Genomic DNA, 14,023 nt, shown 5'->3' with positions numbered 1-14,023 from the left:
TCCTCCGACGAGTCAGCGACGAATGCGGGACATCTCCGGATCGAACAGGGGCTCGGCCGCCACGGTCGCCGGGTACCGGCTACCGAAGTACCCGATCTCCACGCGCGTGCCGGGCTCGGCCAGCGCCACGGGAAGCCAGGCGTACGCGATCGGCTTGTCGATCGTGTAGCCGTAAGCCGCGCTGGTCACATAGCCGACGACATCTCCGTTGCGGTACACGGGTTCCTTGCCCATGACCACGTGCTTGCGGTCGTCCAGCGTCAAGCACGTCAACCGCCGCTCGGGGTCGTCGCGCAGCGCCTCCTTGCCCAGGAAGTGCCCGGCGTCCATCCTCACCGCGAAGCCGAGGCCCGCTTCGTACGGATCGTGCTCCGGCGTCATGTCCGTTCCCCAGGCGCGGTAGCCCTTTTCGAGCCGCAGGCTGTTGAAGGCGCTGCGCCCGGCCGCGATCACGCCGTGCTCCTGACCGGCTTCCCACAGCACGTCCCACAGGCGCTGCCCGAGGTCGGCGGTGGTGTACAGCTCCCAGCCCAGTTCGCCCACGTAGGACAGTCGCATCGCGGTCACGGGGATGTTCGCGAGGTACGCGCGCTGTGCCTTGAAGTAGCCGAACCCCTTGTGCGAGAAGTCCTCCCGCGTCAACGGTTGGACGAGATCGCGGGCCGACGGTCCCCACACACCGATGCAGCACGTCCCGGCGGTGATGTCCCTGATCTGCACGGAACCGTCCGAAGGCAGGTGGCGGGCCAGCCAGTCGAGGTCGAGGTTCCCGTTGGCGCCCACCTGGAACCGATCGACAGCGAGCCGGGCGACGGTGAGATCGCTGCGCACTCCGCCGGCGTGGTCGAGCAGCAACGTGTAGGTGACCGCGCCCGGCTTCTTGGCGAGGTTGTTGGTGGTCATGCGCTGGAGGAAGTCCAGCGCGCCAGGGCCTGCGACTTCGAGGCGCTTCAAGGAGGTCATGTCGTACAGCGCGACCTTCTCCCTGGTGTGCTTCGCCTCGGCGGCGGCGATCGGCGACCAGTAGCGCGCCGACCACGCGTCCCGCTCGGGAACGGCCAGGTCTTCGACGAGGTGCGCGTTCGACTCGAACCAGTGCGGGCGTTCCCATCCTGCCGCTTCCAGGAAGACCGCGCCCAGCTCCCGGTGCCGTTGGTAGAACGGGCTCACCCGCAACGGACGAGGCGATTCCATGGGCTGCAGCGGATGCAGGATGTCGTAGACCTCGACGAAGTTCTGGCACCCGCGCTCGGCGATGTAGTCCGGCGCGAGTTGGACGTCCTCGAAGCGGTGCACATCGCACTCGTGCAGCTCCACAGTGGACTGCCCGTCGACGATCCACTCCGCCACCGCCTTCGCCACTCCGGCGGAGTGCGTGACCCACACTGCTTCGGCCAGCCAGAAGCCCTTCACCTCGCGGGACTCGCCGAGCAGCGGAAACCCGTCCGGGGTGAACGAGAAGATCCCGTTGAACCCCTCGTCCACCTTCGCGTCGCCCAGCGCGGGCAGCAGGCTCCGGCAGTCCTGCCAGGGCCCGGCGAAGTCGGCTTCGGTGAACTCCAGCACCGACGGCATCGGACCGTCGTCGCGAAGGCTGTCGAGGTCGACCGGCATCGGTCGGTGCGCGTAGGAACCGATGCCCAGGCGGTCGTAGTGCTCGCGGAAGTACAGGTCGCGGTCCTGGTGCCGCAGGATCGGCCGACCTGCCACCCGAGAATTGTCCAACTCGGACAGTTGCGTCGTACGAACGTACTGGTGGGCAAGGGGAACCAGCGGCACGCTCATTCCGACCATCTCGCCGATGCGCCGACCCCAGAACCCGGCCGCCGACACCACGACGTCCGCGGCGAACGTGTCGTACTCGGTGCGAACACCGACGACTCGGCCGTTCTCCTGCAGGATCCCGACGACCGGTTGGTGGCCGCGGAACACCGCTCCGCGCGCGACCGCCCGCAGCGCCTGGGCTTCTCCGGCCCGCACGGCCTTCGCCAGGCCGTCATCCGGCGTGTGGAAGCCACCGAGCACCAGGTCCTCGTCCAGCAACGGCCACAGCTCCCGGCACTCGCGCGGCGTCAGCAGCTCGCCGCGCACACCCCAGGCACCGGCGAACCCGCACCGCCGTTCCAGCTCCGCCAACCGCTCCGGCGTCGTCGCCACCTCAAGGCCGCCGACCTGGTTGAAGGCGCCGTCGAGCGCTGACAACTTCCGCACCGTGTAGGCGGCGAAGGTCGTCATGGTCTTGGAGGGGTTGGTCTGGAACACCAGGCCGGGCGCGTGCGAGCTGGAGCCGCCGGTCGCGAACAGCGGCCCCTGGTCGAGCACGGTCACGTCGGTCCAGCCGCGCTCGGTCAGCTCGTCGGCGAGCGAGCACCCGACGATCCCCGCGCCGATGATGATCACCTTGGCGGGCATCAGAAGACCACCACCGAACGCAGGACCCGGCCGGAGTGCATCCGCTCGAACGCGTGCTCCACCTCGTCCAGCCCGATCGTCTCGGTGACGAACCCGTCCAGGTCGAGCCTGCCGCTCAGGTAGAGGTCGATCAGCAGCGGGAAGTCCCTGCTGGGCAGGCAGTCCCCGTACCAGCTGGACTTGAGCGCGCCACCACGGGAGAACAGGTCGATCAGCGGCAGTTCGATCTTCAGCTCCGGTGTCGGCACGCCGACCTGGACGACCGTGCCCGCGTGGTCGCGCATGTAGAACGCCTGCCGGTAGGTCTCGGCGATGCCCACGGCCTCGATCACCACGTCCGCGCCGTGACCGCCGGTCAGCCCGCGAACCGCCTCGACCGGATCCGTCTCACGCGAGTTGACCGTGTGCGTGGCCCCGAAACGCGTTGCGGCGTCGAGCTTCGCGTCGTCGACGTCCACCGCCGCGATCAGCCTCGCACCGGCCACAGCCGCCCCGGCGACGGCGGCGTTGCCCACCCCGCCGCAGCCGATCACCGCGACCGTGTCGGCCCGGCTCACCGCGCCCGTGTTGACCGCCGCCCCGAACCCGGCCATCACCCCGCAGCCGATCAGCCCCGCCACCTCCGGCCGCGCGGCCGGGTCCACCCTGACACACTGTCCACTGTGGACCAGTGTCTTCTCGGCGAAGGCGCCGATGCCCAGTGCCGGGCTCAGCGGCGTGCCGTCGACCAGTGTCATCGGCCGCGTCGCGTTGCGGCTGTCGAAGCAGTACCAGGGCCGCCCGCGCCGGCAGGACCGGCAGCCGCCGCACGGCGCCCGCCAGGCGATCACCACGTGGTCGCCCGGCTCCAGGTCGGTGACGCCGGGGCCGACCGCCTCCACCAGCCCGGCTGCCTCGTGCCCGAGCAGGAACGGGAACTCGTCGTTGATCCCGCCCTCCCGGTAGTGCAGGTCGGTGTGGCAGACCCCGCAGGCCTGCACCCGCACCACCGCCTCGTCCGGGCCCGGGTCGGGAACGATGATCGTCTCGACCTCGACCGGCGCCTTGCGCTTGTGCGCCACGACGGCGCGGACCTCCTGCGGCACTGGCTCTCTCCGTTCCGTGCGGATTTCGAGGTATGGAGCACGTGCGAGGTGGGGAACGCGCGCACGCGCGCGCGAACTGGAGGAAAGGAAGGGGTTGTTGCGCATTGCGCACGGTGTTGTGGAATTGGAGACACCATGGGGGCGTGCCGAGGGCAGTGTCAAGCCCCGTCCGTGCGCCTTAATGCGCTTGGAGCAGCGTCAGTTGAAGCCCATTCGGCGGGATGCCTCGATACCCGCCTCGACCACCTGCGCGGTGATCTCGCGCAACCGCTGCTCGGTCAACCGGTAGGACGGACCGGACACGCTGATCGCGCCGACCACGGTTCCGTCGTAGGAGCGGACCGGGGCCGCGGCCGCGTTCAGGCCGATCTCCAGTTCCTCGATCGAGAAGGCGCAGCCGGAGGCGCGGATCCGCACCAGCTGCTCGCGCAGCGACTTCGTCGAGGTCACGGTGTTGTCGGTGAAGCGGGCGAGCGGGCGCGACAGGGCGACGCGCAACTGCTCCGGCGGCAGGAAGGCCAGCAGGATCTTGCCGCTGGAGGTCGCGTGCAGCGGGGTGCGCCTGCCGACCCAGTTGTGGCTGGTCACCGCGGCCGAACCGCGGACCTGCGCGACGTTGACGGCGGCGTCGTGATCGGCGATGGCGACGTTCACGGTCTCCCCGAGCAGCGCCGCCAGCTGCTCGCAGACCGGCCGGGTCTCCTGGGACAGGTCCAGCCGGGACGCGGTCGCCCCGGCCAGCCGGACGATGCCGACCCCGAGGCGGTACTTGCCGCGGTCACCGGCCTGCTCCACCAGCCCGCGGTGTTCCAGCACGCCGAGCAGGCGGAACGCGGTCGACTTGTGCACGCCCAGCTCGGTGGCGACCTCGGTCACCCCGGCCTCACCGTGCTTGGCCAGGATCTCCAGCACGCTGATCGCCCGGTCCACGGACTGCACAGAGTTCGCGCCGCTGCGGCCCGTCCCCGATCCGTTGACCATGCGCCCACCGTAGCCATGCGTGACCGCACTGCTCCAGACGGGTCTCTTGACGGCCTGTCGACTCCGGCCGCACTCTGTTGCGCAGAGCACACCAGATCTCATCATCCGCAACAAGGAGTGCCGATGTTGCGCGTCTGTGAGCTGTCCGAGCTGCCGCCCGGCGAGTCGATCCGCGTCGCCGCCGCAGTGCCCGTCGCGGTGTTCAACGCGGACGGGGTGATCTACGCGATCGACGACACCTGCTCGCACCAGGACGCGTCGCTGTCGGAGGGCTGGCTGGACGGTTGCCTCGTGGAGTGCCCGCTGCACGCCGCCTCCTTCGACCTGCGCACCGGACTGCCCACCTGTCTACCGGCGAAGAAGCCGGTGCGAACCCACCAAGTGAGTGTTGCCGACGGTGTCATCTGGTTGCACCAAGCCGCCCAGGACGTGGCTTGAAGACGATCACAGTGGTGGGCGCGTCCCTGGCCGGGCTGACCGCCGCCAGGCAGCTGCGCGCCCAGGGTTTCGACGGCCGCCTGGTCATCGTGGGCGAGGAGCCGCACCAGCCCTACGACCGGCCGCCGCTGTCCAAGGACTTCCTGCTCGGCCGCGCCGAGGAGGCCGACCTCGCGCTCACCGACGCCACCGAGCGGGCTTCGCTGGAGGCGGAGTGGATGCTCGGGGTGCACGCCATCGGGCTCGACCACTCCGCGGGCGAGGTGATGCTCGACAACGGAGCCGTCCGCACCGACGGGGTGGTGATCGCCACCGGAGCACGACCGAGAACCCTTGCCGGGCAAGGAGATCTCAGCGGCGTGCACACCCTCCGGACGATCGAGGACGCGTTGGCCCTGCGCGCCGACCTGGACCGCGCGGAGCGGGTCGTGGTCGTCGGAGCGGGCTTCGTCGGCGCCGAGGTGGCTTCGACGTGCGCGGCTCGCGGCCTCGACGTCACGGTCCTCGAAGCCGCGCCGAAACCGTTGGCGGGCTTGGGCGAGGAGATGGCGTCCGCATGCGCGGCGCTGCACGGCGACCACGGTGTCCGGCTGCTGTGCGGCACCGGTGTCGTCGGGCTCAGCGGTGATCACCGGGTGCGCGAGGTGCTGCTGACCGACGGGAGTTCCATCACAGCGGACGTGGTCGTCGTCGGAGTCGGGGTGGTGCCGACAACGACCTGGTTGGAAGGGTCGGGCATCTCGCTGGCGAACGGCGTCGCCTGCGATTCCGGTTGTCGCACCAGCCTTTCCGGCGTGGTTGCCGTCGGCGATGTCGCGCACGTCGGCGGGCACCGCGTGGAGCACTGGACCAACGCCACTCAGCAACCCAGGGTGGCCGTGCGGAACCTGCTCGCCGGGGCGCTCGTGGAGTCGTGCGCCGACGTGCCGTACTTCTGGTCCGACCAGTACGGCGTGCGCATCCAGTTCGCCGGACGCGTGCTGCCCTCCGACAAGGTCGAGGTCGTCGACGGCAGTGTCGAGGAGCGCGCGTTCGTGGCCGTGTGGCGCCGCGAAACCGTCGACGTCGGCGTGCTCGCCTTCAACACCCCCAAACTCTTCAACCGCCTTCGCCGCGGTTTACGCACTGAATGAGTCATTGAGGTACTTGAACGCACCGAATGACTCATTCGGTGCGTAACGGCGGTCAGTGGAGTTGGGCGCTGCGGAGGTCCAGGCGGCGGAGGACGCGGTCGACGGCCTGCGGATCGGCTCCGGGTTCGGTGCGCGCGGCGAGGATCTCGCGCCGGGCGGCGGCCAGCACCTCGGTCTGGATCTCGCGGAAGAGCTGCACGGTGCGGATGCGCAGCGCCTGCTCCTCCTCGTAGTTCTGCGGTTCCTTGTCCGCGTACAGCGCCGTGAGGAGTCCCTTCTGCTTGGCCTGGATCTTCTCCACCATGTCCTCTGGCAGGTCGCGGACGGCGTCGAGCTCCTTCAGCCGCCGCAGCCCCGCCTTGTACGCGCGCTTCGCCAACGCCTCGTCGGCGGCCTGCTCGGCATCGGATTCGGCTTGCACGCCAAGCGCTTTCACGACCACGGGCAACGTCAGGCCGGGCAGCACCATGGTCACGACGATCACCGCGAACGCGATGAGCAGCAGCTCGGCGCGGGCGGGGAACTCCGGCGGGATCGCCAGCGCCAGTGCGAGCGTGGCGAGCCCGCGCATTCCGCACCACGACAGCACGAGCCCTTCGCGCCAGTTGCGCGGAGCGCGCTCGGGATCGCCGGAGCGGCCGATGAGCCACGCGCCCATGCCGAGCCAGACGGTCCGCACCACGATCACCACGAGGCACACCAGCGCAGCGCGGCCCCCGATCTCCAACAGCCGCCCTTCGTTCGCGGCGAGGACTTCGCGCAGCTCCAAGCCGATCAGCCCGAACGCCACGCCGGTCACCAGGAGCTCGACGACCTCCCAGAACGCGCCGCCGCTGAGCCGCCCGTGCACGTCGGACTCGTCGACCGTGTGCCCGATGTAGAGCGCCACCGTGACCACGGCGAGCACCCCGGAAGCGTGCAGGCCCTCCGCGACCAGGTACGCCGCGAACGGGATCACCAGCGTCAGGCCGCTGCGCGCGGTCGGCTCGCCGATGCGGGCGAGGGTCCACCGCGCCAACCACCCCAGGGCCAGGCCGAGCACCACTGCGGCGGGCGCGGAGTACGCGAAGCGCAGGAGCCCGCTCCACGGGGAGTACGCGCCGGTGATCGCCGCAGCGACCGCGAGCTGGTAGACCACCAGGGCCACGGCGTCGTTGAACAGACCCTCGCTCTGCAACACCGCGACGAGACGGCGCGGCATGTGCAGCGGCCCCGCGACGGCCTCCGCCGCAACCGGGTCCGGCGGAGCCGTGAGCGCTCCGAGCGCGACCGCCGCGGCGATCGTGATGCCGGGCACCAGCAGCCACGCGGTGACCGCGACCGCGGCCACCGTGATCAGCACCAACACCAGGGCCAGCAACAGGATGCTGCGCCAGCGGACCTTGAACATCGACCACGAGGTCCGCTGCGCCGTCGCGTAGAGCAGCGGCGGCAGGAACAACGGCAGGATCAGCTCGGGCGGGACCACGAGCACCGGCAGGCCCGGCACCAGGGCGACCGCGATGCCCAGGAGGGTCACCAGGACCGGGTACGGCAGCCGGACGCGCTCACCGACGCCGACGAGCAGCACGGTCGCCAGCATCAGCCCGATGATCACCATGAGTTCCGCCACGGCCGGACCGTAACCCCGCGCGCGGGGTTCCGCTCGCGAGTGTCGGTGGTGGCGGGTAGACAGCAGGGCATGACGACCCAGTCAGTCTTCCCCAGCCTGCGCTACCGCGACGCGGCCGCCGCGATCCCGTGGCTGGTCAGCACGTTCGGGCTGACCGAGCGCGCCGTCTACGCCGACGCCGACGGGGTGGTGCGGCACGCGGAGCTGGGCTGGGCCGACAACATCATCATGATCGGCACCTCCGACCAGGGCACCGGCGCGGGCTGGCTGTACCTCACCGTGGCCAACCCGGACGCGCACTTCGCGAGCGCGGTGGCGGCCGGGGCCAGGGTGGTGCGCGAACTGGGCGACACCGAGCACGGATCGCGCGAGTACACCGCCCGCGACCTGGAGGGCAACCTCTGGTCCTTCGGCACCTACCTGCCCGCCTGACCATCCACTTAGGACGGTTCGACGCGGTCGGTAAGGTGCTGGCCGTGACCGAGGAGACGGGCGTCCGCGCGCGCACCCGCCGGGCCATCCTCACCGCGGCCGCCCAGGTGTTCGCCAAGGACCGCGCGGCGTCGCTGTCGGCGGTCGCGCGGGAGGCGGGGGTCGGGCGCACCACGCTGCACCGCTACTTCCCCGACCGCGCCGCACTGGTGCGCGGGCTGGCCTACGAGGTGGTGCGCGAGACCGGTGAGGTGCTGGCCCGTGCCGACCTGGGGCGCGGATCGGCGTGGAGCGCGATCGAGCGGGTCGTCTACGACTTCGTGGCGATGGGCGAGCGCTACTACTTCCTGCTGCACGAGCACGAGCTGGACAGCGACACCAAGCTGGCCAGCAGCGACAGCACCGCGCTGGCCCCCTTCGTCGACCTGCTGCGGCGCGGCCAGGACGAGGGCGACCTGCGCTCCGACCTGCCGGTGGAATGGCTGCTCCAGACGACGGACGCGCTGGTCAACGCGGCGTGGGTGGCCGTGCTGGACGGCACCCTGGCGCGGGCCGAAGCCGTGCGCGCGGTCATGCTCACCCTGCGCGGCGGCATCTCGCCCCTAGGGGAACCGGGGTCGCAAGTTCAGGGCTGAGACCCGATCCGCGCGAGCACGCGCACGGGCACAGTTGTGTCATCAGCAAGCCCCGCCGGTTGCGGCGGAGAGGAGAGGACACACACGTGGCCATCACCGGGTTCTTCAGTGCCATCCTGGTCGGCGCGATCATCGGAGCGCTCGGCCGTCTGATCGTTCCGGGCGAGCAGAAGGTCTCGGCGCTGGCCACCGTCGGCGTCGGCGTCGTCGCCGCGCTGCTCGGCACCGCGATCGCGACCGTCTTCGGCTGGTTCTTCTTCACCCTGCCGTTCCTGGCCGAGCTGGCGCTGCAGGTCTGCATCGCCGCGGTCGGCGTGATCGCCGTCGCGGGTTCCAAGAACCGCCAGCCCGCCTGACCCGGCACGGCACAAGGGGCCCCGGACGACCCGGGGCCCCTTTTTCGCGGGTCAGCCGGTGACGATCACCGAGGACGGCACGTCCACGTCGCGCTTGAGCGCGTCGAAGAGCTGGCCCGCCTTGGTCTTGTCCCACTGGACGGTGGAACCGACGCCGGAGACGTTGCCGGTGCGGGCGATCGGCACGGTCGTGGTCACCACGGCGCCGGTGCCCGCACCGCGCAGCCCCCACGCCAGCCCGGCCAGGTTGTGCAGGTGGTCGTCGTTGTTCACGATCATCGCCGCCGGCACGTCGCTGAGCAGCGGGAACACCCGGAACGGGTTGAGGATCGTGCCCAGGCCGGTGGCCTTGTCCATCACCGCGGACATGAACGCGCGCTGCCGCTCGACGCGGTCGAGGTCGGCCCGGGCGGAGGCCCTGGTGCGGACGTAGCCCAGCGCCTGCGCGCCGTCCAGCTCCTGGCAGCCCGGCTGCAGGTCCAAGCCGGCCTTCGGGTCCTTCATCGCCTTGTCGATGCACATGTCCACGCCGCCGAGGGAGTCCACGATGCCGACGAACCCGCCGAAGCCGATCTCGGCGTAGCGGTCGATGCGCAGCCCGGTCTCCTGCTCGATCGTGCGCACGAGCAGCTGCGGCCCGCCCATGGCGAACGCGGCGTTGAGCTTCTGCTTGCGCTTGCCCGGGATCTGGACGTAGGAGTCGCGGGGCAGGCTGACCAGGGTCGGCTTCGCGCTGCTGGACGGCAGGTGCACCAGCATCATCGTGTCGGTGCGCTTGCCCGCCGCACCACCGGTGGCCAATTCCTCCCGGTCCTCCTCGGACAGCCCTTCACGGCTGTCGGAGCCGACGATCAGCCACGTGGTCCCCGGTGTGTCCGACGGCCGCCCGGAGTACTCGGGCAACGCGTCGGTCCGGTTGAGCGAGGAGTCCACGTAGATCCACGTGCCCACGAAAGCCACCGCGAGCACCAGCAGCACGACCAGCACGATCCGGCCGACCCGCACCTTCCGACGACGAGGGCGCTGCATCGGGGCGTGCCTCCGATCGTCGTGGTAGCCGCCCTGGTTGTGGGCAGGGCGACCGTACGGGGCGTTCATGTTCCGTCCATTCGCACGCGGCCAACGATACGCAGATCCACGCGGGCGCAGCGGGTTCAGGAAAACGCCACGGCGGGGTTAGACCTTCCGGGGCACAACGGCCAAGATGTCCGAATGGCGCTGAGCCGGTTCACCCGAGCAGGCCGGGCACGGTCCGGCCGTCACACCGTGCCGCCCGCCGCCGACACCGAGCTGGTCACCACCCTCTACCAGCGCTACGGCGGGCCGTTGCTCGGTCACGTCCTGCGGTTGACCGGTGGCGACCGGCACTGGGCCGAGGACGTGGTGCAGGAGACCCTGGTCCGGGCGTGGCGGCACGCGGAACGGCTGGAACGCGATCCCGACCTGGTGCGGGCTTGGTTGTTCACGGTCGCGCGGCGCATCGTGATCGACGCGCGGCGCAGCCGCGGCGCCCGGCCGCAGGAGGTCGATCCCGCACCGCTGGAGCGGGTCCAGGTGCCGGACCGGACCGACGCGTCGCTGACCGCGATGGTCGTCGAGGAGGCCATGACCACGCTCAGCCAGGAGCACCGGGACGTGCTCGTGCACACCCACCTGCAGGGCCGCAGCGTCAACGAGGCGGCGGAGCTGTTGGGAATCCCGGCGGGGACGGTGAAGTCGCGGGTCTACTACGCCCTGCGCGCGCTCCGTCGAGCCCTCGACGATCGAGGAGTCACCCAATGAGGCCGCTGGTGGAACACACGGACCTGGGCGCCTACGTCCTCGGCGCGCTCTCCGAGCAGGAGTCCGAGGCGTTCGAGGCGCACCTGATGGACTGCGCCGACTGCCAGCGGGAGCTGAAGTCCTTCGCCGGCCTGCCGGACCTGCTCGACCAGCTGCCCGCGCCGGAGGACACCGTGCTCACCGGCCTGCTGGACCGGGTCGCCCGCGAACGGCGCAAGCGGAAGCGGACCTGGCTGGTCGCCGCGGCGGCCGCGGTCGTGCTGATCGTGGCCGGGCCGCTGGTGACGTGGAACGTGCTCAGCTCCGACCCCTGGGCGCCCTGGACGACGAGCAGGGAGTTGAGCGCGCGCCAGGGCGAGGTCTGGGCCAACCTCGAGGTCGACGGCGTGCCGTGGGGCACCGGCGTCCGCCTGGAGCTCGGCGGGGTCACGGGTCCGCTGACCTGCGGGCTGTACGCGGTCACCAAGTCCGGCGAGACCCGCGCGATGATGGACTGGACGGTGCCGCCGTACGGCTACGGCGTGCCCAGTCAACCGAAACCGTTGGTGGCCAGCGGGATGGCCGCGCTCAAGCTCGGCGACATCACGCGGTACGTGGTGCGCACCTCCGACGGCAGGGACCTCGTCATACTGGAGCCATGAGTGCGATCGTGGAGTTCTACTGGCGGCCCGGCTGCGGTTTCTGCTCGGCGCTGCGTTCGGGCCTCGCCAGGACCGACCTGACCGTCAAGGAGGTCAACATCTGGGAGGACCCGGAGGCGGCGGCCCGCGTGCGCGCGGTGGCCAACGGCAACGAGGTCGTGCCCACGGTGTTCGTCGGCGACAAGTCCTTGGTCAACCCGTCCGTCGCCGAGGTGCTGGCCGCGGCGAACTCGTAGCCCCAGCAGTGTCCACAGTGGACACTGCTGGGGCTACCGGGCGAGCGGGAGGCGGAGTTCGAAGCGACAGCCTGGGCCGTGGTTGCGCGCGGTGATGCGCCCCTTGTGCGCCTCGACCAGACCGCGAGCGATCGCCAGGCCCAGGCCCGCACCGGCCGGTTGGTGGCCGTGCTCGGGAGTGCGGGCGGTGGTGCCCCGGAAAGCCACTTCGAAGACGCGAGGCAGCTCGGCATCGGGAATGCCACCGCAGGCGTCGTCCACCGACAGCCACGCCTCGCGCTCGTCCTGCCCGGCGCGCACCACCACCGCACCGGAGGGCGGTGTGTGCCGGATCGCGTTGGCCAGCAGGTTCCGCAGCACCCGCGACAGCTCCGGAGCGCTGCCGTCGACCACCGGCGACGCGCCCGGCTCCGCCACCAGGCGCACGCCCTTGTGCTCGGCGGCGGGGCGTGACGCGCTGACCGCCTCCTCGATCACCTCGCGGAGCGCGAGCGGCGCCATGGTCAGCTTCAGCGCTCCTGCGGTGATCTTGGACAGCTCGAACAGGTCCTCCACCATCGCGTTGAGCCGCACCGCCTCGGTGCCGATCCGGCAGCCGTAGTCGCGGACCTCGGCGGGCGCGGCCACAACACCGTCGGAGAGCGCTTCGGCCATCGCGCGGATCCCGGCGAGCGGGGTGCGCAGGTCGTGGCTGATCCACGCGACCAGCTCGCGCCGGGACGCCTCGGCGGCGCGCTCGCGGGCGCGGGCCTCGCGTTCCCACACCGTGCGCTTGGCGATGCCCCGGCCGAACAGGATCGCCACCGGCACGGTCACCGCGGCGACGAGCAGGCAGACCAGCAGCGTGATCGTCAGGGTCGGGGTGAACATGAAGCCGCTGATGCCCACCGCCCCCGCGAAGGTGGCCACCAGCGGGATCAGGATGAGCACCGTCATCGAGGTGGTCAGCGAGCGGTGGCGCAGCGCGTGCAGCAGCCACCCGCCGAGCAGGAACACCGGCAGCGACAACCCCACCGCGTACGGCGCGATGTGCGCGAGGTGGGCCAGGATCTCGTCCACAGGTCACCAGTTCGTCAGCAGGCGCGTCCGGTCCCGGGCGAGCCTACGCAATCCCGGTGCCTCCGCGAAGGCGACGGTGCGGAACCAATGTCCACTGTGGTCTTTGAGTCATTGACCCCTTCCGCGTCCACCGGTCGGTGGACCCCGTGGGTACGCGAGCAGGTCGATGGACTGGCCCCGGGCCGCTCTGCCACGGTCCAGTGGTGAGTTCCCGAAACGACACGGCCGGTGGCTGGCACCTGGGCTTCACCCTCATCGGCCTGCTCACGGTGACCGCGGCGTTCCCGTCCCTGCCCGCCAACCCGATCGACGCGATCGTCCTGCTGGTCGTCCTCGGTATCCGGGACGCGACGACCGGCGCGGAGATGATCGGCACCGGCCCGGCGGGCTCGGCTACGCCTACCTCGCCGGGGCCGTTCCGCTCACGCTCGCGATCCTCGACGCTTCCGCGCGGGACGGGTTCGGCCTCGCCGGGATGCGCGCGCGGGTGACCCAGGCCGGTGGCACGATGCAGGTGGCCGCGCCCCGGGGTGGCGGCGCGTCGTTGCTGGTCGACCTGCCGATCGGGGGTGCCGCATGAGCGTGCGGGTCGTGCTGGCCGACTATCGCCCCGTGGTCCGGGCCGGGCTGCGCGACATGCTCTCCGTCGACCCGGGCATCGAGGTGGTCGGTGAGTGCTCCGACGGCGCGGATGCCGTGCGCCTCGCGGCTGAGCTGCGGCCGGACGTGGTGCTCATGGACCTGCGGATGCCGCGGACCGACGGGGCGACGGCGACCGCGCAGATCACCGGGGCGGGCTCGGCGAAGGTGCTCGTGCTGACCACCTACGACAGCGACAGCGACATCCTGCGGGCGATCGAGGCGGGAGCATCCGGCTACCTCCTCAAGGACACCCCGCGCGCTCAGCTCGCCGAGGCCGTCGTCGCGGCCGCACGCGGGGCGACCGTGCTGGCTCCGACCATCGCCGCGCGGCTGGTCACGCGTGTGCGCGAGCCGAAGCCGCCGTCGTTGACCGCGCGCGAACGCGAAGTGCTGGGGCTGGTGGCCGAAGGACTGTCCAATCCGGACGTCGCCGCGGCGCTGGGCATCGGCGAGGCGACCGTGAAGACGCACCTGCTGCGCACGTTCGAAAAGCTCGGGGTGCGTGACCGGACGACGGCCGTGGTGACAGCTCTCGCGAAAGGCATCCTTGTTTCGCGCGGGTGAACAGAAGCCGGACCC

The 14,023-nt window shown here is 70.9% G+C and carries 16 protein-coding genes; 10 read left to right on the top strand and 6 right to left on the bottom strand.

All coding sequences use genetic code 11. The annotated features are described in order from the left end of the window. Window positions 1-12: 12 nt before the first annotated feature. The 3 genes from BLT28_RS37585 to BLT28_RS37575 form a co-directional block, all read right to left on the bottom strand. Window positions 13-2,412 carry a GcvT family protein gene (locus tag BLT28_RS37585; protein ID WP_030428411.1) on the bottom strand — a complete coding sequence of 800 codons (2,400 nt, stop codon included), beginning with the start codon at window positions 2,410-2,412 and terminating at the stop codon, window positions 13-15. After that, window positions 2,412-3,497 (bottom strand): S-(hydroxymethyl)mycothiol dehydrogenase, encoded by a 1,086-nt coding sequence (locus BLT28_RS37580; protein WP_030428412.1) that lies wholly within the window; start codon window positions 3,495-3,497, stop codon window positions 2,412-2,414. The genes BLT28_RS37585 and BLT28_RS37580 overlap by 1 nt, the downstream gene beginning before the upstream one ends. A gap of 198 nt (window positions 3,498-3,695) precedes the next feature. Then, window positions 3,696-4,478: an IclR family transcriptional regulator gene (locus BLT28_RS37575; RefSeq protein ID WP_172806548.1), complete on the bottom strand. Its 783-nt coding sequence runs from the start codon at window positions 4,476-4,478 to the stop codon at window positions 3,696-3,698. Window positions 4,479-4,601: 123 nt separating this feature from the next. Here BLT28_RS37575 and BLT28_RS37570 point away from each other — a divergent pair, with 123 nt between their 5' ends. Both BLT28_RS37570 and BLT28_RS37565 read left to right on the top strand, forming a co-directional pair. Next, window positions 4,602-4,916 (top strand): bifunctional 3-phenylpropionate/cinnamic acid dioxygenase ferredoxin subunit, encoded by a 315-nt coding sequence (locus BLT28_RS37570; protein ID WP_030428414.1) that lies wholly within the window; start codon window positions 4,602-4,604, stop codon window positions 4,914-4,916. After that, window positions 4,913-6,049, top strand: a complete 1,137-nt coding sequence (locus BLT28_RS37565) for an NAD(P)/FAD-dependent oxidoreductase (protein WP_030428415.1) — start codon at window positions 4,913-4,915, stop codon at window positions 6,047-6,049. Before BLT28_RS37570 ends, BLT28_RS37565 begins: the two co-directional genes overlap by 4 nt. Before the next feature lie 52 nt (window positions 6,050-6,101). Here the strand turns inward: BLT28_RS37565 and BLT28_RS37560 are convergent, their stop codons facing one another. Further along, window positions 6,102-7,661 (bottom strand): cation:proton antiporter, encoded by a 1,560-nt coding sequence (locus tag BLT28_RS37560; RefSeq protein ID WP_030428416.1) that lies wholly within the window; start codon window positions 7,659-7,661, stop codon window positions 6,102-6,104. Between the two features lie 69 nt (window positions 7,662-7,730). Between BLT28_RS37560 and BLT28_RS37555 the strand changes: the two genes are divergently transcribed. The 3 genes from BLT28_RS37555 (at window position 7,731) to BLT28_RS37545 (ending at window position 9,084) form a co-directional block, all read left to right on the top strand. Continuing rightward, on the top strand, window positions 7,731-8,093 hold the full coding sequence (locus BLT28_RS37555) for a VOC family protein (RefSeq protein ID WP_030428417.1): 363 nt from the start codon (window positions 7,731-7,733) through the stop codon (window positions 8,091-8,093). A 44-nt stretch (window positions 8,094-8,137) separates the two neighbouring features. Continuing rightward, entirely contained in the window at window positions 8,138-8,728 is a 591-nt protein-coding gene (locus tag BLT28_RS41565) for a TetR/AcrR family transcriptional regulator (RefSeq protein ID WP_052407075.1), read from the top strand. Between the two features lie 86 nt (window positions 8,729-8,814). Further along, window positions 8,815-9,084 carry a GlsB/YeaQ/YmgE family stress response membrane protein gene (locus BLT28_RS37545; protein WP_030428419.1) on the top strand — a complete coding sequence of 90 codons (270 nt, stop codon included), beginning with the start codon at window positions 8,815-8,817 and terminating at the stop codon, window positions 9,082-9,084. Between the two features lie 51 nt (window positions 9,085-9,135). Here the strand turns inward: BLT28_RS37545 and BLT28_RS37540 are convergent, their stop codons facing one another. Beyond that, window positions 9,136-10,182: an LCP family protein gene (locus tag BLT28_RS37540; RefSeq protein ID WP_081900151.1), complete on the bottom strand. Its 1,047-nt coding sequence runs from the start codon at window positions 10,180-10,182 to the stop codon at window positions 9,136-9,138. A 114-nt stretch (window positions 10,183-10,296) separates the two neighbouring features. Here BLT28_RS37540 and BLT28_RS37535 point away from each other — a divergent pair, with 114 nt between their 5' ends. Genes BLT28_RS37535 through BLT28_RS37525 form a run of 3 tightly spaced genes read left to right on the top strand, consistent with a single transcriptional unit; the run spans window position 10,297 to window position 11,743 of the window. After that, window positions 10,297-10,866, top strand: a complete 570-nt coding sequence (locus BLT28_RS37535; protein ID WP_030428421.1) for a sigma-70 family RNA polymerase sigma factor — start codon at window positions 10,297-10,299, stop codon at window positions 10,864-10,866. 8 nt (window positions 10,867-10,874) lie between these two features. Next, window positions 10,875-11,507 carry an anti-sigma factor family protein gene (locus BLT28_RS37530; RefSeq protein WP_162184815.1) on the top strand — a complete coding sequence of 211 codons (633 nt, stop codon included), beginning with the start codon at window positions 10,875-10,877 and terminating at the stop codon, window positions 11,505-11,507. Beyond that, a complete protein-coding gene (locus BLT28_RS37525) occupies window positions 11,504-11,743 on the top strand; it encodes a glutaredoxin domain-containing protein (RefSeq protein WP_030428423.1) in 240 nt (79 codons plus the stop codon). The genes BLT28_RS37530 and BLT28_RS37525 overlap by 4 nt, the downstream gene beginning before the upstream one ends. 33 nt (window positions 11,744-11,776) lie before the next feature. Here BLT28_RS37525 and BLT28_RS37520 read toward each other — a convergent pair whose 3' ends face one another. Then, window positions 11,777-12,802 (bottom strand): sensor histidine kinase, encoded by a 1,026-nt coding sequence (locus tag BLT28_RS37520; RefSeq protein WP_030428424.1) that lies wholly within the window; start codon window positions 12,800-12,802, stop codon window positions 11,777-11,779. Between the two features lie 203 nt (window positions 12,803-13,005). Between BLT28_RS37520 and BLT28_RS37515 the strand changes: the two genes are divergently transcribed. Together BLT28_RS37515 and BLT28_RS37510 are read left to right on the top strand one after the other, a co-directional pair. Beyond that, the gene (locus BLT28_RS37515; protein WP_156050693.1) at window positions 13,006-13,293 is read left to right on the top strand and encodes a hypothetical protein; all 288 of its coding nucleotides are present in this window, start codon (window positions 13,006-13,008) and stop codon (window positions 13,291-13,293) included. Between the two features lie 85 nt (window positions 13,294-13,378). Continuing rightward, on the top strand, window positions 13,379-14,008 hold the full coding sequence (locus BLT28_RS37510) for a response regulator (protein WP_030428426.1): 630 nt from the start codon (window positions 13,379-13,381) through the stop codon (window positions 14,006-14,008). Window positions 14,009-14,023 lie beyond the last annotated feature (15 nt).

The organism is Allokutzneria albata (assembly GCF_900103775.1).
In the GTDB taxonomy this organism is placed as follows: domain Bacteria; phylum Actinomycetota; class Actinomycetes; order Mycobacteriales; family Pseudonocardiaceae; genus Allokutzneria; species Allokutzneria albata.
The sequence above is the reverse complement of the archived record's forward strand: the minus strand, read 5'-3'. Positions and strand labels throughout refer to the sequence as shown.